At 70.8% G+C, this 25,008-nt stretch carries 11 protein-coding genes; all 11 read left to right on the top strand.

Features of this window, described 5'->3' with window-relative positions; genetic code table 11:
- The first annotated feature begins 196 nt into the window (after positions 1–196).
- The 11 genes from ACZ4IF_RS36295 (at position 197) to ACZ4IF_RS36345 (ending at position 24,990) form a co-directional block, all read left to right on the top strand.
- Entirely contained in the window at positions 197–850 is a 654-nt protein-coding gene (locus ACZ4IF_RS36295; RefSeq protein WP_179332520.1) for a hypothetical protein, read from the top strand.
- A gap of 393 nt (positions 851–1,243) precedes the next feature.
- Positions 1,244–2,689, top strand: a complete 1,446-nt coding sequence (locus ACZ4IF_RS36300) for a lipase family alpha/beta hydrolase (protein WP_467570866.1) — start codon at positions 1,244–1,246, stop codon at positions 2,687–2,689.
- A 4-nt stretch (positions 2,690–2,693) separates the two neighbouring features.
- Positions 2,694–6,707 carry an AAA family ATPase gene (locus ACZ4IF_RS36305; RefSeq protein WP_467570869.1) on the top strand — a complete coding sequence of 1,338 codons (4,014 nt, stop codon included), beginning with the start codon at positions 2,694–2,696 and terminating at the stop codon, positions 6,705–6,707.
- Positions 6,700–10,440, top strand: a complete 3,741-nt coding sequence (locus ACZ4IF_RS36310; RefSeq protein ID WP_467570872.1) for an AAA domain-containing protein — start codon at positions 6,700–6,702, stop codon at positions 10,438–10,440. The genes ACZ4IF_RS36305 and ACZ4IF_RS36310 overlap by 8 nt, the downstream gene beginning before the upstream one ends.
- The gene (locus tag ACZ4IF_RS36315; RefSeq protein WP_467570875.1) at positions 10,437–13,622 is read left to right on the top strand and encodes a hypothetical protein; all 3,186 of its coding nucleotides are present in this window, start codon (positions 10,437–10,439) and stop codon (positions 13,620–13,622) included. Before ACZ4IF_RS36310 ends, ACZ4IF_RS36315 begins: the two co-directional genes overlap by 4 nt.
- Positions 13,619–16,120, top strand: coding sequence for an ATP-binding protein (locus ACZ4IF_RS36320; RefSeq protein ID WP_467570878.1), 2,502 nt, complete (start codon positions 13,619–13,621; stop codon positions 16,118–16,120). The genes ACZ4IF_RS36315 and ACZ4IF_RS36320 overlap by 4 nt, the downstream gene beginning before the upstream one ends.
- Before the next feature lie 391 nt (positions 16,121–16,511).
- Positions 16,512–17,558, top strand: coding sequence for an alcohol dehydrogenase catalytic domain-containing protein (locus ACZ4IF_RS36325; RefSeq protein ID WP_467570881.1), 1,047 nt, complete (start codon positions 16,512–16,514; stop codon positions 17,556–17,558).
- Positions 17,559–17,677: 119 nt separating this feature from the next.
- A complete protein-coding gene (locus ACZ4IF_RS36330) occupies positions 17,678–20,011 on the top strand; it encodes a protein kinase domain-containing protein (protein WP_467570883.1) in 2,334 nt (777 codons plus the stop codon).
- A gap of 109 nt (positions 20,012–20,120) precedes the next feature.
- Entirely contained in the window at positions 20,121–20,684 is a 564-nt protein-coding gene (locus ACZ4IF_RS36335; protein WP_467570886.1) for a hypothetical protein, read from the top strand.
- A gap of 132 nt (positions 20,685–20,816) precedes the next feature.
- The gene (locus ACZ4IF_RS36340) at positions 20,817–22,856 is read left to right on the top strand and encodes an APC family permease (RefSeq protein ID WP_467570889.1); all 2,040 of its coding nucleotides are present in this window, start codon (positions 20,817–20,819) and stop codon (positions 22,854–22,856) included.
- Between the two features lie 184 nt (positions 22,857–23,040).
- Positions 23,041–24,990 carry an APC family permease gene (locus ACZ4IF_RS36345; protein WP_467570892.1) on the top strand — a complete coding sequence of 650 codons (1,950 nt, stop codon included), beginning with the start codon at positions 23,041–23,043 and terminating at the stop codon, positions 24,988–24,990.
- Positions 24,991–25,008: the final 18 nt, after the last annotated feature.

Genomic DNA, 25,008 nt, shown 5'->3' on the forward strand with positions numbered 1-25,008 from the left:
GCGCCCCCGGCCATCTGCAAAACTGGGGCCCGGCAGGGACAGCTCACAGGAACGGTGGTGTTCAGAGGCCGCGAAGATCCCGCGGAACAGTGTTTCAGCGCACGTTTCGGCGTGCGGCCGTGGGGGAGGTCACTGTCACGATGATCGGGTTGCGTGGCGGGGGTCGCGCGCCTTAGAAAAGCAGTCGGGTGGAGATATGCATCGCGGTGGCGGACTGGGCGAGGGGACCGACGACCTCGGGCCCCGGCGTGCCCGGCGGGGAAGGCACCGGCGCGAAGCGGAGGAAGCGGCCGAGGCACGCAGGACCCAGGGATCGCAGGGATCCCAGCTATCTCCGGGAGCGCAAGGTGAGCCCGAGCGGAGCGACCGCGGGGTCGATCGGCTGAGGGCCGGGAGCGGGAATGGTGGCCGAGTGGGGGTGACGTACAAATACTTCGGCGCGCCGGACGGCGCCACGGCGGCACGTGTCCCGATCTCGATGCGCCCCGAAGAACTCGGCGGCGACGAACTCGGCATGAACGGCATGTTCACCAAGATCAAGCCGGAGACGATGGCCGCGATGGTCCTCACCGGCATCGAGGGCGTCCCCCTGCACAAGGTGCCGCCCCTGGAACTGGTCGTCCTCCACCCCGACTACGCCGTCGTGAAACTCCCCATGACCGTCGTGGACCCGCTGCGCGGCATCGGCGAGGAAGCGGTCGGCGCGGCCGCCTTCATCTGGTCGACCGTCCCGGACCGGGGCGGCCCCCGGGACGCGTTCAACGTGTACCAGCTGCTGCACGAGTGGCAGGACTTCAGCCATCGGTTGCATGAGGCGGGGCATCAGCCTTATTGCCTTGTGTGGCCCTGAGCTGGGGTTTCCTGCGGATTGGGCGGGGCTTCGAGCTCCCCCCTAGCAGTATGTCGATGGTAGCTGGCCAGCGGCCAGGGCACGCTGAGGGCACACCTGTTTCGGCGGGGAGGGAATAGGGCTGGGCGGGGCCTCGACGCCCCCTCGGATGTCCGCTTGCTTGCGTCGGCCGGCCGAATACCCGCGACCGGTCCAGTCGTCGTTCTGCGCAAGCCAATGGAACTCCACGGGATTCCCGGTAGGCCGGAGGCCAGGAGAACTCATCGCCCATTGTGGGTATTTTTCTGTTGAAGCCAGTTTGCGTCGAGGCCTGCCGTGCTAACGTCCTGGCCCTTATTGATGCTGAGCGGGATGAGTGCAACAGCAGTCGGTGAGGCTCGGGGGGATGAAGAAATGAGCAGGCAACGTACGCCTGAGCGGCTGCTCCACGACGCCGTGGTGGTCGTACCCGGCATCATGGGCAGCGCGCTGAGAGACGTGGAGAACGACACACCGTTGTGGGGGGTCGGACGTCTCTTTCAGTACTCGGCCCGCACCCATGCCCGGCGCTTACGTGATCTCGCTGTCACAGACTCCGAGCGCGCCGGACGGACCGGACGTGTCGAGGCGACCGGCGTCCTCAACTTCGCCGACTGGCTGCCGGGACTCGGCGTCGCCCAGCCGTACAACACCCTGGTCTCCCGGCTGAAGCGCGCCGCCCTGCACCGGACGGCGGTCGTCGCTTTCCCTTACGACTGGCGGCTGTCCGTAGAGCACAACGGTGCCCTGCTCGCCCACGAGGCCCGCCGTCACCTTGAGGCCTGGCGCAACCACGGCGCCCACCGCCGTCACCTCTCCGACCATCCCGAAGCCGGTCCGGCGCAGCTGGTGTTCGTCGCCCACTCGATGGGCGGGCTCCTCGCCCGCGAGGTCCTACACCGTGGCGATCTGCGCAGAGACGTCCGCACGGTGATGACCGTCGGCACTCCCTTCGGGGGTTCGGTGAAGGCCTCCGTGATGCTCAACTCGGGCAAGGGCGCTCCGCTCCTGCTGCCGCCCGACGTGCTGCGCGAGGTGACCCCCAGCATGCCGGGACTGTACGACCTGCTGCCCGGCTATCGCGCCTGCGCGGAAGGCGCCGACATGCGGGTTCCGGAAGTCGACGACATCGTGGCACTGGGCGGTCGGCGCGATCTGGCGCAGGCCACCGTGGACTGGCGGTCAAGTCGGCAAGACACTCTCTTGCCCGACCACGTCATGGTCGTCGGCATGGGACAGCGGACCTGGCAGAGCTACCGCCTGGACGCCGGCGCCGCCTTCGCGCAGCGGTACATGTTCCGGCGACACGGGGGACGGGTGGTGGTGGACGCCGCGGGAAGGCCTCGGCACGAGGACCGCAAGGGCGACGGCACCGTCTACCAGTTCGCCGCGCACCTGCCGGGCTCCGACGCTCGGCCCGTCCACGTCTACCAGGAACACAGCGCCCTCGCCCGCAGCGAGAGCGTCATCGACCTGGCCTGCGGCCTGCTGCGCGGACTGCGTCACAGCGCCGAGCTGGGCGAAATGCTCGGAGCGGGAGAGTTCGGACTCAACACACCCGAATGGGCCGACCCCGACGTGCCGTTCGACATCGAGGTGGAGGGCGTCGAGCCCGGCGCCGACCTTCAGTGCACAGTCCGCGAAGTCAGTGGGCTCGACGTGGTCCACCATCTCGCCCTGAAGGAAACGCCCGAGACACCGGGCAACTGGACCACGACCTGCCCTGCCTGCCGGGCCGGGCTCTACGAGGTCGAAGTATTGGGCGGGGCCGAACCGATGCGACGGCTCGTGCCCGTCCTGGCGGCCGAGCAGCACGGCTGACGCGATGGTGGCGGAGCTGATACCGACGTCACCCGGGGTCACCACCACGTACGACCGGTCCGTGGGCACCCCGGACGGCCGGGCGTACGACGCCGGTCCGGACACCGCGGCACCCTACGACCCATCAGAGATCGCGGACGCGTTCGACGTGTACGTCGTCCCGGTGGGACCCGTTGTCGGGTATGGCGAGCCGGTGGACACCGCGACCGAGGCCCACCTGACCACAGCCGTGCTCGAGCAGCTCGGCGGGCAGGCCGCCGCGCCGCTCTTCGCTTACCGGGATCCCTCCGAGGGGAAGGACAACAGCCCGGGGACTCTGAAGTCCCTGAAGGAAGTCGACGAGCAACTGGCGCGCTGGGCCGGAGAACACGACGACCGCGCCGCCCGTCCCTCGGCCCTTCTCTGGTTCGGCCATGGCACCCCCGGCGCCGCGGGGCCCTCGCTGCTCGTGCCCGGCTCGAGAAGGCGGAGGGACAACGCGCGGGTGACACCCGACATGCTCGCGCACTACATCCTCGCGGAACAGCGGATCCGCGCCACCGACGAGGGTCATTGGGCAATTGTCCTGATCGAGGCCTGCAACGGGGCCGAGTTCGCCAGCAAGTTGTACGCGAAACTCACCGACGCACAGCCCAAAGCGTGTTCTCTGTTGCTGGTCTCCACGGGCAAAGAGGGAGCTCAGGCGTATCTGGGGGCATTCCGTGCCCACTTGCAGGAGTACGTCCGCAAACAGACCTCCCTAGACGAGGTGTTCACCCTTCGTGACCTCCAGGTCCATCTCAAGGCCCCCGGTTGCTATGCGGAACTCGTCGGTGACGAGACCTCGCTCGAACTGAAGATGAGGCTGCACGACCGCGTGCCGCTCTCCGGGGCCGTCACGGTCGCCGAACAGATGCGGCTCCAGCAAGAGTTCGAGGAGACGGGCCCGTCGTACGCGCCACCCCCGGCCACGGCGTCGGGCGGATTCCTCGAAGTCGTCCACGAGTTCACCGGCAGAGCCGCGGACCTGGACGCCGTCGCCGACTGGTGCTCCACCGTGGACACGCCGCCCGTGCTCGTGGTCACGGGGCCGCCCGGCACCGGGAAGTCCGCACTGCTCGGCGAGGTTCTGCGCAGGTTGCGCACCGAAGGGGGCCACGACCCCGAAGAGGTGCGGATCGGCGCGGTGCTGCGCCTCACCGGCAGCACGCCGACCGATGTGGTGTATCAACTCTTCGATTCCCTCGGCACATTGCAGCTGACGGCTTCTGGATCACCGGACAACGAGACCAACCCGACCGAGCACCCGCTGGACCTTCTGCGCCGTCGCCTCACCGCCGTCGCCGCCTCTGCCGCGCTGGCCCGGACGCTGATCATCGCCGACGCCCTCGACGAGGCCCAGGACCCGGTCCAGGTCGCCTGTCTGTTACGGGACCTGACCGATATACCCGGTGTCGGTCTGCTCATCGGCACGCGAAGTTCACCGTACGGCCGAAGCGGAGGATCGGGGGCCCACGGCGAACTGCCAGCAGTCCTGGGCGCTACCACCGGTCGCGCCCGGGTACGGGAGCTCGCGCCCGATCCGGACGCCGCCGCCCGGTACGCGAAAAGGCACGTGCGGCGCATCCTGCAGGAGCATCCGACGGGCGACGCCCTGTGGCAGGAGACCGTCGTCCGCACCGTGCGGGGCGCCGTCGACGACCATGTGCGGGACGGTTCCTGGCAGTTCCTGCAGACCGCGCTGATGGTCCGCGAGATCGAGCAGCGCCCCGATGTGCTGATGTCCGACACCAAGTCCCGCACTGCCCTGGAGAACCTCCTCGCCCGTGACCGGACAGGGCTCTTCGGTTCGGCTGTCGCCCGCATCACCGAGGAATGGCCGACGGCCGAGCTGTTCCTGCGGGCCCTCGCCTTCTCCCAGGGCCGTGGCCTGCCCCGTGCCGACGGTATCTGGGCCCACGCGGCGGCTGGCATCACCGGCTCCGACGTACCCCTGGACGACCAGAAGATGTCCCTGTTCCTCAGCCGGGCGGCAGCGTACGTCTTGCTCGACGGCGAGGACCGGCGCAGCGTGTACCGGCTGGCTCACCGCACCTACGCCGAACAGCTCCAGGCCTCCAGCACCCTCGAACAGCGGCTGGGCATGCTCACCGCCCTGCTGAAGCTGGCGGAGGACCAGGCGGCCGCCGGTCAGGGGCTCAGCCCCCATCTGCAGTCCCGGCTGGCCCGGTACGCGGCCGACTGCGGCGCCCGGGGCTGGACGGAGCTGGCCGGGCGACCCGCCGTTCTGGACCGGCTGCCACCGACCGCGCTGTCCACCCTGGCTCTCGCACCCGGCCGCCGGGAGGGCGGGGTGACACCCGCCGACCTACCGGTTCAGGTGCTAGGCACCGTCACTTCCGCGCACCTGATCAAGGAGTCCTCGCCCGGCGACCGGCCCGGGCTGCGCCAACTCGGCGGACTGCGTGCCACGGGGCAGTGGCACCCCGCGGGCCCCGGGGCTTCCTGGGAGGTGTGCTGGGGGCGGCTGCGCACGGCGCCACCGCATCTGCAGCTCGGCGGCGCCGACGGGGCCGTATCCGCGCTGGCCGCGCACCCGTCGGCGCAATGGCTGGTGTCGGGCGCGCTCGACGGGACGGTGCTGGTGTGGGAGCCGTGGCGCTCCCACCGTCCTGCCCTGCTCCTGCGTGGCTGCGAGCGTCCGGTGAGCGCCCTTGCCTCCCTCGGCCCGGCGGCCGGCTGCGACGGGCCAGGCCTGCTGGCCGCCGCCCACGACGACCGTACGGTCCAGCTGTGGGACACCGACAGTGAGCGTCCGGAGCCGGTGACCACAGTGTTCCCCCAGGTCGTCCGGCACATGGTGACTCTGCCCGACGGCACCGGAAGGCTGGCCCTCGCCGGGGAGGCCGGTCACCTGTCGCTCCTCGGATCAGACGGTCGGCGGCCACGGATCGCGACCGCCCTCACATCCGGTGACGTGGTGGGTCTGGCACCGGTCACCGGCACCAATGACCGGCAGTGGTTGGCGGCGGCGTACCAGACCGGTGAACTGGCGCTGTGGGACGTCTCGGACGACTCTCCGTCGCTGTTGGCCCAGGTGCCCACCCGGCAGGTGCTGACCTCGCTCACCGCCATCACGGACACCGAGGGGGTCGTCCGGCTGGTCACCTCCGCCGAGGAGGGCGCCCTACGGTTCTGGTGCCCGACCCCACGGGAGGGTACGGAGGTCCGGATTCTGCTGGTCAGCGAAGCGCAGTCCGGCGCGGAGGACGGCCGTGATCCGGTACTTACAGCCCTGCCGGACGCCGACGGCGGCGAGCTCGCGGTGCTCGGCGACAGCGCCGGCACCCTGCGGGTCGTCGGCCCGAACGGCAGCCCCGGGAGGACGTTGTGCACCGGAGGCCCGGCCCGCACCAGGGCACTCGTGGTCCTCGGCGGGCCGAAGGGTGGCCATGCCGTCGTGTCCGCGGCCGTACGTGACCCTCGCATGCACTTCTGGGCCGCCGCGCCCGAGGAGGCCGGCGCCCCCGCACGCGCGACGCGGTGGGCCGGGCCCGACACCGTGCGGCGACAGATCCTGCCGGACGGCCGGGAGGTCCTAGTGCTCACCGGCCCGGCCGGCACCGGCGATCGGGTTCTGGAGGCGAAGGACGGCGAGGAACTCAGACCCGAGGTGCTCAACGGCCTCCCCTCTCCAGGGGGAGAGGCTGGAGACGACACCACGGACGCTCCGGCGCCACAGGCCGTCACGAGCGCCCACCAACGCCGGGTTCAGGGCTGGACCCGGCTCCTGGGGGACGCATACGAGGGGCTGTGGGCGAGCGTCGACCTTGACGGCGAAGTCGCGCTGTGGCGGCCGGGGGCACCCGGATCCTGGCAGGTGACGCATCGGATCCGCCTCGGCCTCCGGTGCCGTGGGCTGGTGGCGCTGGACGGCGGACGGTTGGCGGTCGCCACCCACGACGGAGTCGTCGTACTCGGAATCGGATCTGTTGTGGCGGGGGCCGACAGCGGCCGGACGGAGGAAGCGGATGGATGACGAGATGAGCCCGGAGGAAGTCGAGGATCTGGTGGAGGCGCTGTTCATCCGCGAGCACGCCCCATACGCTCCCGACAGCGCCCCGTACAAGCTCATTGGCAGGGTCGAACACACCCTCAGCGGACGACTGGTGCGGTTCGTCCTGAGCCAGGACCTGCTCGGCGACCGCGAAGTCTCGCTCTTCCTCTCCGTCAACGACGTGGTGGGCGAACTGTGGGAGCACGAGGTGCGTAACCTGCTGCGCCTGCGGATGCTCGGGCATCCGGCGCTGCCGCAGATCGAGGACGGCAGGTTCGACAAGTCGCATCGGGTGGCGTTCATCATGACCGCCAAAATCGGCACTCCGCTCGCGGAGGAGGGCTGGCCGACCGTACGGGAGTGGGCCACCACCTACCCCGTGGTCGCGTTCGAGCAGTTCAGTCTCCTGGTGGACGCCCTCAGCCAACTGCACGGCACCCGGATCGTACACCGCAACCTCACCCTGAGTGCCATCCGTCTCACCAAGGTGGAGAAGAAGCCGATCCAGGCGACCCTTTCCCTGGCGCGCTTCGAACTGAGCGCCATGCTGAACAATCTGCTGCACTCGGTCAACGGCCCCGACGCCAGGCGGAAGCACGAGGAGGCCATGCGGGCGCTGTACCACTCCCCGCCCCCCGGAATCAGCCGGGCACAACACCTGGCGTATCTGGCGCCGGAGACCTACGCCTCGGTCCTGGGCGGCGTCCAGGTGCGCCGCCTCGACCACGGCAGCACCGACGTGTTCGGACTGGGCGTGCTGGGCTGGGAACTGTTCGTGGACTCACTGACCGAGCGGCTGCCCGAAGAGTGCGCGACGGTCGACGAGGCCGGACCCGGCGAACTGCCCGAGGCACTGGCCGACCTGCATACCGCGATGCGCCGCGAGCTGAACATCGACACCCGAGTGCCCCGTCGGCTGCGCGACACCCTGCTCGCCATGCTCGACCCGTCCCCGATGGGCCGCTGTTCCGCCTTCGAGGCGGCATCGGACATGCAACGCAGCTGGACGGCCATCTCCGGCGCCTTGGAGCCCGAGGCCGAGGTCAGCACGCCCCGACTGTTGGCCTTCATGCCCGAAAAATCCGTCTCGACCATCCACGACAACCGCGGCTGGACCGACCACCCTCCCGACACCCCGGAGGGCCAGGAGGAGCTCCGGGCCTTCCTCGCGGACGAGCTCGGCACGGCCGAACTGATCCACTGCCGCCGTGGCGCCAAGGGATTCGTCGAAGGAGACGCCAAGTCGCTCGCCGAGGCGAAGTGGGCACTCATCGGCGCCCAGGCCGTCTGGTTCTGCGCCTACCTCTACGACGAGGACCTCATGGGCCGGCGTCGGGGCACCCACACGGACACCCTGGTCATCAAGTACCTCGTGGACAAGCGATTCGCCTCCGACCTGCTGGCGGTGTGGCCCCGGCGGCGCATCGGCCGGTTCGACCTGGTGCCGTTCCGCAAGGGCCAGTCACTGGCCGAGGAACGCATAGGCCGGCCGCCGTGGACCGATCTGGCCGCGGCCGTGACTGTCGAACGGTCCGTGACGAACGGGGACGACGAGGTCCAGGATATGCTGCTGGCCTTCGCGTTCTTCCTGGAGTACCAGGGCGTCGCCCTCAGGGCCCGCCAATACCCTTACGTCAAGGAGGAGGGCGACGGCGGCGCGATCGTCCTCGTCCACGACAAGGAGCGCGACCGCCCTTGGCTGCACGGCAACCCGTTGCTGACGGCCTACGCCGACCCCCGGTACCGCCGCAGAGCCCACCTCGGCGACTTCGCTCAGCAGCTCCTGGCCGAGAACCGGTGGGCGAAGCTGTCCGTCGTGGAGGACCGGAACGCCGGGAAGGAAAGCGGCAGCCGTCCGGCAGACCCGTACTTCAGCGCGCGGAACACGCTCACGGTCCGGATCGACAGGCGCTTGGACGCCGATTCCGTCGTCGTCCAGGATCCGTCCGGCCTGCGGGATCTGCCGGAACGGGGCTGGCTGCGACCGGACTCAGACCGCGGCACCGAAGTCCAACTCCGCCGTGAGGCCCGTGGCCTCGACTCCCTCGGCCGCAAACGCGGCCTCGCCCGCATCCTGCGCAAACCCTCGTCCATCGCGCTGCGCAGCGTCGCCACCCCGGCCGAGTCCGACTCGTACGAACTGCGCGGCAGAGCACCCGAGATCATCGCCGACATGCTGCGGCTGCACCCCTTCTACGCGCTCCAGGGGCCGCCGGGCACTGGCAAGAGCACAGTGATCTCCCGGGCCCTTCGGGACTTCCTGGCCGCCGAGCAGGGGGCGCGGGTGCTGGTCAGCGCCCAGTCGAACGACGCCCTCGACGAACTCGCCCAGAAGATCGTCGAGGAACTGGGGCCGAAGATCGAGAAACGCTCGATCCTGGTGCTCAGGGAACTGTCCGGGAGCAAGGAGCGGTCCGACCTGCCGGCCGACTTACAACGGTTGACCGCCGACCCCATCGCGGAGGACTTGGTCAAACACGTCGAGACACAGGTCGCCCAGGGGTGCGTGGAAGCGCGCGACGAGGACGAGCGGGACCTCATGACGCGGTGGTCCCGGGTCGCACAGGCCGACATGGTGGAGCTGGCCGAACGCATCAAGTCCGGTGCCGACATCGTGCTGGCCACGTGCTCGATCGCGGGCAAACTCACCGACGAGGTCCGCGACCCCTCCGACATGTTCGACTGGGTGATCATCGAAGAGGCTGCCAAGGCGTGGCCCACCGAGGTCGTCATGCCCCTCGTCCTCGGGGTGCGCTGGACCCTGGTCGGCGACTACCTGCAACTCGGGCCGCATCGGGCCCGGGACATCGAGACGTTCCTGGACAGCCTCGCCTCGCACCAGCACGAGCGGATCAAACTCCACTACGGCAACCGGGACCTCTACCTGAACTTCGTGCAGATGTTCCGCCGCTTCTTCGAGGGACACGTCCCCGGCCAGCCCGCCACCGCCGCACTCCCCGTCAACGTTCTCGACACCCAGTTCCGCATGCACCCCACCATCGCGCTGCCGTTCGCGACGGCGTTCTATCCAGCCGCGCCGACCGAGAACTCCGAAGGCCGGGTGGAGCCGGCGATGGACCCGCATGCCGCAACCTTCCTTCAGCCCGACCCGGAGATCGACCAGGTCCACGGCGTGACGAAGCCGGCGTACCTGAAGCACGCCCCCTTGGTGTGGCTCGACACCTCCCGCAGCACCGGCTGCGGCGATCGCGGCTTCTGGTGGAACCCCGGCGAGGTGAAGCTGGTCAGGGACCTGGTGTGCGAACTGGGCCTGGAGCACGGGACGGATCCTAAGGAGCTGAGCGTCCTGACGCCGTACCGCCACCAGAAGGAGAAGCTGGACAAGGACTTCCTCGAGGGCCGGGTGCGCACCGTTCACTCGTCCCAGGGCAGCCAGGCCAAGACGGTGATCGTCTCCCTCGTCCGCAGTGGCAACCGCGGCACCGAATCCCGACACAACATCGGGCACACCTCCGAGCCCGAGCTGATGAACGTGATGCTGTCCCGGGCCCGACGACTGCTCGTCGTCGTCGGGAACCTGACCCATTACGAGCGGCACGGCGGACCGGACTGGCAGACGGTCATCCGGGTCTTCCGGGACGAGGGACGGATCGTCGATGCGGAGACCGGGGAGATCACGAACGGCAGGGCCGCACCGTGGGAGACCGGGCCGGCGGACCTGGCGGCGGAGAGTGAGCTGGGGGAGGTCCTGTGACCGAGACGACGCTGATCGCCCTGCCCTGCCGTGTGATCACTCTCCGGGTGGAACTCGGCGCGGAGTCCGGGGCCTCGACCCTGGAGGAACTCGTGCTGGCGGCCGTGGCCGGCGGGCGCAACACCGTCGGGGAGCTGGGCGATCTGTTCTCGCTGCCGCACCGGCTGGTGCTGGACGTGGTACACGGTCTGTGGGGCCGGGGCTTCCTCGCCGTCGACTTCTCCACCAACGTGCTGGAGAGGACACAGGCAGCCGAAGCGGTCCTCAGAGAGGAGGCCGGTCCCCGGACGCTGGCCGCCACCGTTCAACCGCGCAAGTTCCTCTTCGACCCGGTGACCGCGACGATCCTGCCGTACGAACGGGGAGCCAAGCAGATACCCCACGGAGCGCTCGACATGCCGCTCGCCAGGGGCTTCTCCGAGGACGACCTGCCACAGGCGGAGCTGCTTCGCGCCGTGCGGCAGGCCGTCGACCAGGACCGCCGCACACGTGGTGTCCGCCGGCGCGTACAGAGGGTGTCCTTCGCCAACCCTGTGCTCAGCCCCCCGGAGGCGGTGCGCTGGACCACAGTGGAGACCGTGGTGAAACGGGATCCTGGCACCGGCACGGTCGCCGCGGTCCCCATTGAACTCCCGGTCGGCTGGGGCAGACGGGCACTCGAACTCTTCCAGTCCCGCATCACACATCTGGTGCACACCCGGCCGGACAGCAGGTTCGTCCGCAAGTTGACGACACGTCAGGCGCCGGAACCGATCCGGTTCGACAGTCTGCGCTCCCTGATGCTGGACTTGGAGGAGCTGGCCGAAGGACTGGCCACCGTCCCCGATGATCAGGTGCTATCCCGGCATGATGCATTGCGTACCCGGGCCAACCAGGTGCTGGAGGAGCTCGCGGAGGCTCGCCGAGCCCGCTGCTCGGCCCGCAGCGTGTCCACCAAGGCGGATGTGGACTGGGTGGTGTCGGACCTGATCGACCGGGCCGAGCACCAGCTGGTCCTGGCACTGCCGTACATCAGGTACGACGCCCTCCACCGGGTGTTGCCGGACCTGGAACTCGCCGCGAAACGGGGCGTCAACCTAGTCTTCCTCTGGGGTGACCACCAGTCGGCAAAGCTGGAGCCCCGGGTCGCCACCGCCCTGCTGGACCTCCACGCGCGCTTCTCGGAGAACGTCCTGGTGGAGCCGCGCAGCAGCAGCTGTGCGGCCTCCCTGGTCATCTGCGACGACCGGTCCGCGTACGTCGGATCGCGCAGCGTCCTGTCCGGTGACAGCGGCTGCGGTGTGCTCGTGGAGCCCGCCGCTGGCACGGACACCCCGCCCGAGTGTGTGGCGGACCTGCTGAGCTGGACCCGTCGCGTCTACCCGTACTGGGAGACGGCCCGGCGCATCGCCTTGGCTCCCGCCGACTTCGGGCGGCGCGAGCATTCCGTGGACGACATCGGTCCGGACGTCTGGCGGCGCAGGTTCGACCCGCCGGAACTGGCCGAGGACTGGAACGACGACGCCGTCGCCCACCACACCCGGTGGGCGGCGGGCTGGGGCCGACTGCTGCAGGGCCTCGGGGCCGCCGTCAACGAGGTCTACACGGGTGATCCGGTGGTACGGACCGTCTGGGACGGCAGATACGTCGACCTGGTGCAGCACCTGATCGTCGGCGCCGACGACCGACTCGCCCTCACCGACGACCGAGCCGAGCCCGAAGCTTGCGGGGAGCAGCTCGCCCGGCAGCTCACCGAGCTGCGGGACAGGGGGGCCGTGGTGCATCTCCAGCATCCGCCCCTCGCCGACGGCCGGCGCACGGACCGGACGTACGCAGAGCTCCTCCAACGACTTGCCGGCGAACGCACGCTGCGCACCAGCGAGGCTCGAGCGCGGGCGGTGCTCAGCGATCACGAGGCGGTGGTCGGCAGCCACCGCCCGCTGGGCAACAGGGCCGTCAACCCGGTGCGCGGCCCCGCCCCGGCCGAACTGGGCCTGCACATCGTCGGCACCGCGTTCGTCGCAGGCTTCGCCGGCGCGCTGGGCATTCCCGACTGGTACGGCAGCCCCAGGGAACTGCCGGCCTATCTGCCCCCGCTGCCCACTGTCGCGTCGGCCCCCGTGCGCGACGACCCGTGGATGGTGCTCGCCGGTCGGCGGGACTCCGGCGATTCCGCCGATGTGCTTCGCCGCGAGTCCGCCGCCCTGCTCCTCGACACCACGGACGGCGGCGCCGATCAGCGGGAGTGGGAACGCTGGCTCCTGAACGATGCCTGGGAACGCGGCGCTTTCATGGAGGCGTACGTGCTGGCTCCGCTACTCAGCAGTGCCAGAAGAGCGACGAGGGACCTGGCCGCCGTCGCCGTGCCGCTGGAACACGGCCCGCTCGGCTACCCGCTCTACGCCAGCGCAGTCGAACTGGGCGAAGCGCCGCCGGAACACCGCACGGTCGCGCTGGCCGGAGCCGTCGCCGAGATGCTGCTGCACGGTGGGAGCGTCGGCAGGGACGTGTGCGAGGCACTGGCCGAGCCCGACGGACTCGGCCGCGGACTGCCCGCGGCGTGGCTGCGTCTCGCCGACGCCGCGAGCACCTGTTTCGCCAGCCTCCAGGCTCCACTGCCGCTGCAGGACGTCATCGAGTGGGCCGCGCACCACGAACGGTCGGCGGAATTCCGCGAACGGTGGCTCCGGCTCGCCGCCGACCTGGACGAATTCGAACTGGCCAAGCACCGGTTCAACTTCCAGGACGGCGAGAAGCTGCACCGGGCGCTCTTCCAGCCGGAAGGGATGCTGGCCGAGGCCCGGGAGATGGCACTCCATGACGCGGCCGCCGGCCCGCGCGCCAACAACTTGGCCGCACTGCCGCGCAACGAGCATGAAGTCCGCACCCAGATGGACAGGATGGCGGGGAAGCTCAAGCTGCGGAAGATCGAATGGCGCCACCACATGGTGTACGCGCGCAAGGTCGCCGATCTGCTCACCGAGGCCCGCACGCTCGCGGCACAGGACGGCGGCGGCACGAACGCCCCGGCCCTACTTCCCGTGCTCAACCCGTTCCAGCGGGAGTTCGCCCGCTACCTGGACCGTGACTGGCACCAGCTCCTCGCCGAGGCGGAGGCGCTGGGCGAGCCTGCCCGCCGTCCGGCCAGGGCACTGCTGGAGGCGTTGTCCGCGCTCCCGAAGGCGGGGAGGGAAGACGTATGAACGAGGGGGGCGCCGAGCCCAGCGCGAGCCCGTCCGTGGACGGCGTCGCGCGCGAACTGCTGGAGAGCTGGCCGGGCCGGTTCCGGTTCCCGGACGTCCTGGCCGCACTGGTGCGGAAGCCGGCCCCGGACGACGCCGGAGGGGACGGCACCACGCTGGCCCGTGCCGTACTCGCCTGCGTCGGCGGCATGCCGCCCCGGGCGGCATGCGAGGAGTTGCTGGAGCGGGGCGAGTTCGACCCGGTCGAGTACACGCTCTCGGACTGCCCGGATCTAAGCGACCACGAGAAGAGTTCCCTGATCCGGAAGTTGGAGGCCGCCAGGATCGCGGCCGGGGAGGCGGTGCGGCAACGAGTGACGAAGCTGGAACAACGCGCCGAGGCCGCCGGCGTGGGTTTCGTCCCACCGGACGACAACGTCGTGAGCGCCCTGGCCCGGTCCCGGACCTCCGCGGCGGGGGCCGCTCTGGACGCCGCGAGCGCAGAGCTGGACGCCCGGATGGCACCCATCGTCCAGGACCTGGAGGGACGCCTGGACCAGCAGGCCACCACCGCGCGTGGCAGCGACCACACCGTCCAGCGTGTCAGGGCCCTGCTCCTCGCTGGTGAACTCGTCGCTGCCCGGGCTCTGTTGAACCGTGAACCGATCGGCGCTCCGATCCCGGAGAGCGTCCCCCCGCTGCCGCGGTGGAACGAGGAGTGGTCCGCACAGCAGATCCTCGGCTACCACCTGGACCCGGCGAAGCCGCGCCCGCCCGAGTTCGCCGCCTGGGAGGCGGCCGATGACCAAGGCATCACGTTGCTGACCGCCTACGACCAGCTGTCCAAGGACCCCTCTGCGGGGGCGGCCGAGGCATTCGCCAACGCCCTGAGCCGTTTCCTCGGTGCGCCCGGTGGCGTGGCGATGGCCCAGAAGGTCGAGAACAGCCCGTTCCATCTGGCCTTCTTCGACGGGCTGTTCCGCGACGAGGCGCTGTCCCCGCTGCACCCCACCGGCCGGATCGACCTGTACGTAGGCGGGCCCGACTCCACCGTCGTTCCCGAACTGACCAACGGACAGGCACCGCACGTCGCCGTCAGCCCGGGCCTGGAGCCCCCTGCCTACACCGACCGCCGAGCCACCGCCGTGCTGTCGCTGCGCGATCTGCTCCAGCTGGTCGTGCTGCCCGACGACCGGGGGGCCGCCGTCCTGCGCATCCTCGCCCGGCAGTGGCCGGTCACGGCGCTAGCTGGGGCCAGCGCCGCGGGCCTGGCCGGCGTCCTCGGCGCCGAACCGGCCACCGCCTGGCGCACACTGCGCTGGATCACACACCTCTCGCTGGGCGGCGGACTCACCACCGTGCAGGCCATGGAGAACTGCACCGGCATGGATCCGGCGCTGCTGCGGGTGATGCTGGAGTACGCCGAGCACCGGGCGGAGGCCTCGCGCGACGAGCTGTGGGACGTGGCGACCGGCGGTTGGCAGGGGGACGAGGCACTCGTACGCGCGCTGCGCGAGGAACTCGTGGCGCGCTGCGACGAACCCTCGGTGGAGGCGGCCTGGTGGGCGGCTCTGTCGGTCTGCGACCTCATCGACGGTCACGTCAGCCGGGAGGATGTCGGCGACCAGACCGAAGCCTGCTCGGGCCACCACAGCGCCAGGGAGGAGGTCCTCGCAGGCCTCGACGCCCTGGTGGCGCGCGAGTTGCTCGTGTCGGCCACGGACGGCACGAAGGACCTGACCCTGCCGCTGAACGGAGTCGTGCGCACATTGCGTCCGGGCGCCGAACAACAGCTGACAGTTCTGCTGGAGCGACTCGCATACGAGCACGGCGAGCTTCGTGCCGACCCGGCCGACGCCGACGAGGTACTCACCGTCGGGCTCTGGACGCCCTGGCACCGCAATCGCTTCGCTACTGTGCCCGCTCACGGCCACTATGTCGACGCCGAGACCCACGGCGCGGACAGCCGCGAGCTGGCCGCACTCGCCGCCAGTGCCGAGAGCGAGCTGGATGCCCAGGACACCGCGGCTCTGGCGGGCGTGGGGTCCGGGGCGGGCACGGAGGTGGCGCTCCTGCTGCGCACGCTGGAGAAGCAGTGCGAGGACCAGTACCCGGAGATCAGACTGGACGTACGCTGCCCGCCGAGCCTGCGTGTGGACGTGCCCGAGGCAGTGCTTCGTGCCGTGCTGTACGAGGTTCTGGACAATGCCGCCGAGGCACTGGCGGCCGAGGGCGGCATGATCCAGGTCTCGGCGAAATCGGTGAGCCCGGAGGTGGTGGTCGAGGTGCAGGACAGCGGACCGGGTCTGCCTGCCACAGCCCAGGGAGGCCGACGGATCTTCCTGCCCGGCTGGACGACTCGGGGGGAGGGGCGCGGCGGGGGCCTGCATCGAGCCCGGCGGTTCCTGGCGGCCTTCGCGACACCGTCCGTCGAGACGGAAGTGGTGGTTTTCCCGTCTGAGCACCCCACCCTCAAGGGCGCCGCCCTGCGTCTTGTCCTGCCGGAGCAAATCCCATGAGGCGGGCGATTGGCGAAGACACCCTTCCTGACGTGATTTCGCAAGGTCAGCACAGCGCCGCGCCCATTCCCATGAATGGCTGCACGAGTGGCAGGACTTCTCCCACCGCCTGCACGAGGCAGGTCACCAGCCGTACTGCCTGGTCTGGCCCTGAGCCCGGTCCCTCGGACTCGTCCGGTCCCCCGGGCGCGTGGGGCGTCGCCGGACGGTGGCGTCCCCGGGCCTGTCGCCTGCGCGCCTGCACCGGCCGTCCGCGGACATGCCGATGCGGCGCAGGCCTGCCTATCGTCGAAGAGGGAGACCGCGGCGGACCACCCTCGACCGGTCACGTCCTGACGAGCGAGTGCGTGCGGCCCGTCCCCGGCCCCACACCGCTACGAAGGGCTGGATCATGTCTGCTTCCACCGCTTCCGCCTCCACCGGCACCCTGCGTGCCGCGCAGGTCTCCGAGCCCGGCGGCACCCCGGAGCTCACCCAGGTCGCCGCACGGGAGCCGGGTCCCGGATCCGTGCGGATCACCGTCGAGGCCTGCGGGGTGTGCCACTCCGACCTGCTGATCGCCTCGGGCGCGCTGCCCGGGACCACGTTCCCGGTCACGCCGGGTCACGAGATCGCCGGCCGGATCGACACCCTCGGCGAGAACGTCACCGGGTGGCAGGTCGGGGACCGGGTCGCCGTCGGCTGGTACGGCGGCAGTTGCGGGCACTGCGACGCCTGCCGCAGCGGCGACGCAGTCATGTGCCCCGAACTGGCCGTCCCGGGCGTCGCCTACCCCGGCGGGTACGCCGACTCGGTCGTGGTGCCCGCCGTCGCCCTCGCCGCGATCCCGGACGAGCTGACCGCGGTCGAAGCGGCACCGCTGGCCTGCGCGGGCGTGACGGTCTTCAACGCCCTGCGCCACACCACCGCCGGCCCCGGCGACACCGTCGCCGTACTGGGCCTGGGCGGCCTCGGCCACCTCGGTGTGCAGTTCGCGCAGAAGATGGGCTTCGACACCGTCGCCATCGCGCGCGGCCAGGAGAAGAGAGACCTGGCGCACAAGCTCGGCGCCGCCCACTACATCGACAGCACCACCGAGGACGTCGCCGAGGCGCTCCAGGCGCTCGGCGGCGCCAAGGTGGTCCTGGCCACCGTCACGAACGCGGACGCGATGTCCGCCACCATCGACGGGCTGGGGCGCCGCGGCGAACTCGCCATCGTCGGCATCTCCCCCGAACCGCTCCAGGTCAACGGCCTGCAACTGCTGCACGGGGCACGGAAGGTCTACGCCCACGCCTCCGGCGCCGCCGTCGACACCCAGGACACCCTGCGCTTCGCCGCCCAGAGCGGTGTGCGCGCCTGGACCGAGGAGGTTCCGCTGGAGGAGACGGCCGCCGCGGTCGAGAAGATGACGAGCGGTCAGGCCCGGTTCCGCATGGTGCTCACCACCGGCCACTGAGGAACCGGAGCGCGCGGTCGGGCAAAGCCCGCTGCCCACGACTCCCTGACGGTCCGCCACATCCCATGCAGTACGTTGGCGGACCGGGTCGGTGAAGCGCCGGGGGAAGGGCCTGACACGTGCGGGGACGAAGGCTGGACGACCGCTACGAACTGATCGAGCTCATCGGCTCGGGCGGCATGGGCGAGGTCTGGCGGGCCAGGGACGAACAGTTGGACCGCGAGGTGGCGGTCAAGATCCTCCGGGCAGCGGGGGACGACGAGGCCGAGCGGACGGAGCGGCTCGGCCGGTTCCGGCGCGAGGCCCGGGTCGCCGCCGCCCTCGACAGCCCGCACATCGTCACCGTGCACGACCACGGGACGGACGGCGACAGCCCCTACCTCGTGATGGCGCTCGTCGAGGGCCGCACGCTGGAGCAGATCCTGCGCGACAGCGGGCGGGTGCCGGTCGAGGACGCGCTGCGCTGGACCGCCGACGTCTGCCGGGGCCTGAGCGCCGCGCATCGTGCGGGTGTCGTGCACCGCGACATCAAGCCCGCCAACATCATGGTCACCGGAGAGGGCACGGCGTCCACCGCCAGGATCGTCGACTTCGGCATCGCGCGGTTCACCGAATTCCGGGCCACCGACGCGCGGTTGACGCACACCGGCCGACTGCCCTTCGGCAGCGTCCAGTACATGGCGCCCGAACGCTTCCGGCAGCTCCGGGGCGACGGCCGCACCGACCTGTACGCGGTGGGCTGTGTCCTGTACGAACTCCTTGTCGGCAGGCCACCGTTCGTCGGGGACGCGGCGGGCATCATGTACAACCACCTGCACGACGAGCCGCTGCGGCCGAGCCGGGCCCGTGCCGGACTCGGCCCCGCCGTGGACCGGTTGGTGCTCGACCTGATGGCGAAGGACCCGGACGACCGGCCCGCGGACGCGGACGCGGCACTCGCACGCATCGAGGCGCCGGCGCTGCCGTCCGCTGCCGCCGCCGCGCAGCCGCCCGCGGCGCCGGCCCCTGCCTCTGCCCCTGGCGCGAAGCCGGCCCCGGAACCGGCTCCGGCTCCGGCGGCTCGGACAGCCGACGGCGCGAGCGATTCGGCCCCCGAGGACGCCAGGCCGCCGACGCCCGCCGCCCGGCCGTCGGCCGGGCACGTCGTCAAGGACGCCGACGAGCGGCGCGGGACGCAGTCCCCCTGGACCTCCGCGGCCCCACGCCGCTCCCCTCGCCGCACCGTCCGGCTCGCCGTCGCCGCCGCCGTGCTCCTCGCCGTCGGCGTCCCGGCCGGCATCGCCCTGAGCACGTCGTCCTCGGACCGTCCCGAGCCGCAGGACCAGGGCCGACCGCCGGTCCCCGGAGGGACTTCCGCCGGCCCGACGACGTACACACTCGGCGTCGGCTACGCCTGGGGCGACGACGAGGACGGCCGGGTGCCCGAGATCCGCGCCCGTGTCGTGCGGGCCGCCCTGAAGGAGGCCGGGCGCAGGGCGAAACGAAAGATCCCCGTGCGCGTCGTCGCGGTGGAGGACTACGGACGGACACCCGCGGAGCGGCTCCTGGAGCAGCACCCGGGGATGATCGCCATGGTCGGCGACATCGGGGACTTCGCGAGCGCCGAGGTGGACTGGTCGCCGCGTATGGCGATGGTCGACACCTGCGAGTCAGGGGGCGACCCGGACCACGAGTACGCCCTCCCGGCGGCCGAGTACGAGGCGGGGCGCCAGTCGGGCCGCTATCTGACCGGGGCGTACGGCGCGGGCCGGGTCGTGGAGACGTCGAAGAGCTACTGGGACACGGACACCGACAAGGACACCTTCGGGCACGGGCTGCGCGCCGCCGGGCTCACCGCGCTGCCGCTGCCCTCCCAGAAGGGGACCGAGGACATGAGCCGGAGCCGGATCGAGCGCGATCTCGGCACGGCCCGGCCGGACGCCCTGGTCGTCTCCGACCTGCGCGCCGGCGGCGGTGAGGAGAACCTCGTGCCCACCGCCCGCGGGCGCGGCACCCTCGTCGCCGTCCACGACGTCTACGGGTCCGCCTGCGACGTCTCCTCCGACCTGGAGATGTTCGCCCGGCAGGACCGGCAGCTGGCGGACGGAAGCCTGCGCTTCCGCACCTTCAACGACGAACGGCAGAAGCCCGACTGCACGGACTTCCCGAAGCTGTGCACCGACTCGGCCGAATTGCGCGCCCTGCTGAAGCACCGCGGCACGGCGGAGCTGTACGACGCCACGCTCGCCGTCGCCGCGGGTATCGACCGGGTGGCCGGGGAGGACGGCGACAGGCCCACCGCGGACCTCGCCCGCACCCGGCTCCGGGCCGTCCTCGAAGACGTCGAGACCGACGGGCTCCTCGGGCACTACGCCTTCGAGGACCACCAGGCGACGGCCCGTCCGGTGTGGGTGGACCGGCTCGTCGACGGCCGATGGAAGCAGCTCGGGACGGTCCGGCGGCTCACCGGCTGACTCCCGCGGCAGGGCGGCCGGCGTCCTGCCGCGACGCCGACGCGCGCGGTCGTCAGAGTCCCGTCAAGGGAGGCGGCACCCGGCCTCCCTTGGCTCTACCGTCGCTCCCATGGAACGCGGCAACGACGCGGTCGACGCATCCCCGCCACCGCGCACGGCGACCGGAACGGCGCCCGAGACGGCCTTCGACCGGCACTGGTCCCGGGACCTGCGCACCTCGGTGCGCTGCTCGGCGCTGCTCCTCGGTCTGCTCCTCCTGGTCGACGCAGGCGCCGGCACCCTGACCGGTCCGCGCGCCGCCCTGTGGGTGGGCCTGGCGGCGCTGCTCTTCCTGGTGCTCTTCCCCACCCGGGTGTCGGCGGGCCGGGGCTGGCTGGTGTCGCGGCGGCTGCTGGGCGCGCGACGGGTGCGCACCGACGAGCTGGTGTCGGTGCGCTGTCTGGACGGGGTCGGTCGGCGCCTCGTGCTGCGGGACACCTTCGGTGCCCGGGTGGAGATCGACCCGCAGGTCCTGATCTCCAACCCCCCGCTGTGGTACCGGCTGGACGAGGACGCCCGGCTCTCCGCCCGCCGCGGCTCGCTGACGTGCGGGGAGACCGCACTGCGCCGCATGGCGGAGCGGATCGACCGCGAGACGGCGCGGACGGTGTTCGAGGTGTCCGGGCTCGACTGAGGTCCGCCCGCCGCCAGACCCGGTCGGTTGCTCCGAATGCACGACGGCGGCGGGATCCTAAAGGGTCGCTTGCCGCCCGACGGCGCCGTCAGGCTCCCCGCAGGCCCCCGCCCCCCGGCTTACGCTCCGGCCGTGCTCAACGTGACGGCGATCCTGAAGCGGCTGGTGATCGGCCGGGCCATGCGCAGCGAGGAGCTGCACGAGACGCTGCTGCCCAAGCGGCTCGCCCTGCCGATCTTCGCCTCGGACCCGCTGTCGTCGGTGGCGTACGCGACCCAGGAGATCCTGCTCGTCCTGACGCTCGGCGGGCTGACGTATCTGCACTTCACACCGTGGATCGCGGCCTCGGTCGTGGCGCTGATGACGGTCGTGGTCCTGTCGTACCGCCAGGTGGTGCACGCCTATCCGAGCGGCGGCGGCTCGTACGAGGTGGTCTCGACGAACCTCGGACCGTCCGCCGGTCTGGTCGTCGCGGCCTCGCTCCTCGTCGACTACGTGATGACGGTGGCCGTGTCCGTCGCCTCCGGGGTCGACAACATCATCTCGGCCGTCCCCGGGCTCGTCGGCCAGCGCGTCCCGCTCGCGATCCTCTTCGTCGCGCTGCTCACCGCGATGAACCTGCGAGGCGTGCGCGAGTCGGGGCGGGCGTTCGCCACGCCGACGTACCTGTTCATCGGCGGCGTCCTGATCATGGTGATCACCGGACTGGTCCGCTACCTCCTCGGGAACGCGCCGGTCGCCGAGAGCGCGCGATACGGCATCAGCCCCGCGCCCGGCGACGCTCATCTCGCCGGTCTGGCCCTGCTGATGCTGGTGCTGCGCGCCTTCTCCTCCGGGTGCACGGCGCTGACCGGTGTGGAGGCGATCTCCAACGGCGTACCGGCCTTCCGCAAGCCGAAGCCGAAGAACGCGGCCACCACGATGGCGGCGATGGGCGTCACGGCCATCGCGATGTTCGCCGGCGTGACCACCCTGGCGATGGTCGCCAAGGTGCACATCACCGACGACGCCTGCCGGCTGACGGGGCTGGACGGCGACTGCTCGGCGTACACCCAGCGCACGGTGATCGCGCAGATCGCGGCGGCGGTCTTCGGCGGCGAGCACAGTGTCGGCTTCTACGTCATCCAGGCGACGACGGCACTGGTCCTGATCCTGGCGGCGAACACCGCCTTCAACGGCTTCCCGCTGCTGGCGTCGATCCTCGCCCAGCACCGCTACCTGCCCCGCCAGCTGCACAACCGGGGCGACCGGCTGGCGTTCTCCAACGGCATCCTCGCCCTCGCCCTCGTCGCGGGCCTGCTGCTGTGGGGCTACCGGGCGAACGTCACGAGCCTCATCCACCTCTACATCCTGGGCGTGTTCACCTCCTTCACGCTCTCCCAGCTCGGCATGGTCCGGCACTGGAACGGCGAGCTCCGCTCGGAGCGCGACCCCGCCACGCGGCGGCGCCACCACTCGGCACGGGTGGTCAACGCCGTGGGCGCGGTGGTCACCGGTCTGGTCCTCGTCATCGTCCTGGCGACGAAGTTCACCGAGGGCGCGTGGCTGGCGGTGCTCGCGGCGACGGTGCTGTGGGTGATGATGCGCGGGATCCGACGGCACTACGACGCCGTCGGCGCGGAGCTGGCGGTCGACGACCCCCGGAGCGAACTCGTGCCGCCGTCCCGGGTGCTGGGCATCGTGCTGGTCTCCCGGCTGCACAAGCCGACCCTGCGGGCCCTGTCGTACGCGCGCGCCTTCCGCCCCGACCAGCTGGAGGCACTCACCGTCTCCGTCGACCGCGAGGAGGCGACGGCGCTGCGCGAACGCTGGGAGGAGTACGGCATCGACGTACCGCTGAAGATCATCGATTCCCCGTACCGCGAGGTGACCCGGCCCGTCGTCGAGTACGTCCGCTCCATCCGCCGGGAGAGCCCCCGCGACCTCGTCGCCGTCTTCGTCCCCGAGTACGTCGTCGGCCACTGGTGGGAGAACCTGCTGCACAACCAGTCGGCGCTGTGGCTCAAGAGCCGGCTGCTGTTCACCCCGGGCGTGATGATCACCAGCGTTCCCTGGCAGCTCAGCTCCTCGGAGCGGGCGAACCACCCGACGCCCCGGGCGCCCGGCGCCGTCCGCCGCGGTGTGCCCCGGGGGACGCGGCCGGCCGGCTCGCGCGACGGGCGACGCGGGTGACCGGCACGTCCTGACGCGGTTGACCTGTAGATCTTGACGCGGCCTTGACGCGTCTTAACGCGGTCTTGATGCGTTCGGCCCTCACATCCACGGGCCCGGGGATCACTCTCTGCTTACGCTGGTCTCGCCGTCTCCGCGATGGCCGGATACCGATCGCAGAGCCGCCTGTCAGGAGTGCGCACCGATGGCCACCACCACACCCGCCCGGGCGAACCGCTTGCGGGCCTGGATGCTGGAAGGCCTGTCCGACATGGCCAAGACCCCCCAGGGGGCGCAGGCCACCCCGGAGCAGGCCCACAAGGGCCAGCGGTGGTGGCGGGTGATGTGCCTGACCGGCGTCGACTACTTCTCCACCCTCGGCTACCAGCCGGGCATCGCCGCGCTGGCGGCCGGACTGCTGTCGCCCGTGGCGACCATCGTGCTGGTGATCGTCACCCTCGCGGGCGCACTTCCCGTCTACCGCCGGGTGGCCGAGGAGAGCCCGCGCGGCGAGGGCTCGATCGCCATGCTGGAACGGCTGCTGTCGTTCTGGAAGGGCAAGCTGTTCGTCCTCACCCTGCTCGGCTTCGCCGCCACCGACTTCCTGATCACCATCACCCTCTCCGCGGCGGACGCCTCCACACACCTGGTGGAGAACCCGCACCTGAACGGCGTCCTGCACGACAAGCAGATGCTGATCACCCTGATACTCGTCGCCCTGCTGGGCGCGGTGTTCCTCAAGGGATTCCTGGAGGCGATCGGCGTCGCCGTCGTCCTCGTCGGGATCTATCTGTCCCTCAACCTCGTGGTCGTGATCAGCGGCCTGTGGCACGTGATCACCGCGGGCCATGTGATCACCGACTGGTCCAGCGCCCTCACCACGGAGCACGGCAACGTCTTCGCCATGGTCGGTGTGGCCCTCCTGGTCTTCCCGAAACTCGCGCTCGGCCTCTCTGGCTTCGAGACCGGCGTCGCGGTGATGCCCCACGTCGAGGGCGACCCGACGGACACCGAGGAGAAGCCGACCGGCCGTATCCGCGGCACGAAGAAGCTGCTGACCACGGCCGCCGTGATCATGAGCGCCTTCCTGATCTGCACGAGCTTCATCACGACGCTCCTGATCCCGGAGGACGAGTTCAAGTCGGGCGGCCAGGCCAACGGACGCGCGCTGGCCTACCTGGCGCACGAGTACCTGGGCAATGCCTTCGGCACGGTCTACGACGCCTCCACCATCGCGATCCTGTGGTTCGCCGGCGCCTCCGCCATGGCCGGGCTGCTCAACCTGATGCCCCGCTACCTGCCCCGCTACGGAATGGCCCCGCACTGGGCTCGCGCCGTACGTCCCATGGTGATCGTCTTCATCCTGGTCGCGTTCCTGGTCACCTGGATCTTCGACGCGGACGTCGACGCGCAGGGCGGCGCCTACGCCACCGGTGTGCTGGTGCTCATCAGCTCCGCCGCCATCGCGGTGACCATCGCCGCGCGCAAGGCCCGCCAGCGGGGCTGGACCGTCGGCTTCGCGGTGATCTCCGCGGTGTTCCTGTACACGACCGTCGTCAACGTCATCGAGCGGCCGGACGGCGTGAAGATCGGTGCCTGCTTCATCGCGGGGATCATCCTGGTCTCGCTGCTGTCCCGGCTGGCCCGCGCCTTCGAGCTGCGCGTCACCAGCGTGACGCTCGACGACATGGCGGAACGATTCATCAGAGACATGTCCAGCCGCCGCATCCGGTTCATCGCCAACGAGCCCGGACAGCGGGACAAGGCCGAGTACCGCGAGAAGATCGAGCAGATCCGGCAGGACAACGACGTCCCCCTGCAGGAGGACTTCGTGTTCGTCGAGGTCACCGTGCTGGACCCCTCGGAGTTCGAGACGGGTCTCACCGTCCGCGGCGAGGTGCTGCACGACCGCTACCGCGTGCTGACCCTGGAGTCGGCGTCCATCCCCAACGCACTGGCCGCGCTGCTGCTGCACGTCCGCGACGCCACCCGGTGCACCCCGCACATCTACTTCGAGTGGACCGAGGGCGACCCGTTCACCAACTTCCTCCGCTTCTTCCTCTTCGGACAGGGCGAGGTCGCCCCCGTCACCCGGGAGGTCCTCCGCGAGGCCGAGCCGGACCGCTCCCGCCGCCCCCGGGTCCACGTGGGCTGACCGGCGGGATACCCGGGG

The organism is Streptomyces sp. NPDC025784 (assembly GCF_055558435.1).

Excerpts from the sequence above, each read along its gene's own strand:
- ACZ4IF_RS36320 (WP_467570878.1), top strand. The coding sequence starts at position 13,619 with ATGAACGAGGGGGGCGCCGAGCCCAGCGCGAGCCCGTCCGTGGACGGC.
- ACZ4IF_RS36295 (WP_179332520.1), top strand. The coding sequence starts at position 197 with ATGCATCGCGGTGGCGGACTGGGCGAGGGGACCGACGACCTCGGGCCC.
- ACZ4IF_RS36300 (WP_467570866.1), top strand. The coding sequence starts at position 1,244 with ATGAGCAGGCAACGTACGCCTGAGCGGCTGCTCCACGACGCCGTGGTG.
- ACZ4IF_RS36325 (WP_467570881.1), top strand. The coding sequence starts at position 16,512 with ATGTCTGCTTCCACCGCTTCCGCCTCCACCGGCACCCTGCGTGCCGCG.
- ACZ4IF_RS36305 (WP_467570869.1), top strand. The coding sequence starts at position 2,694 with ATGGTGGCGGAGCTGATACCGACGTCACCCGGGGTCACCACCACGTAC.
- ACZ4IF_RS36310 (WP_467570872.1), top strand. The coding sequence starts at position 6,700 with ATGGATGACGAGATGAGCCCGGAGGAAGTCGAGGATCTGGTGGAGGCG.
- ACZ4IF_RS36335 (WP_467570886.1), top strand. The coding sequence starts at position 20,121 with ATGGAACGCGGCAACGACGCGGTCGACGCATCCCCGCCACCGCGCACG.
- ACZ4IF_RS36345 (WP_467570892.1), top strand. The coding sequence starts at position 23,041 with ATGGCCACCACCACACCCGCCCGGGCGAACCGCTTGCGGGCCTGGATG.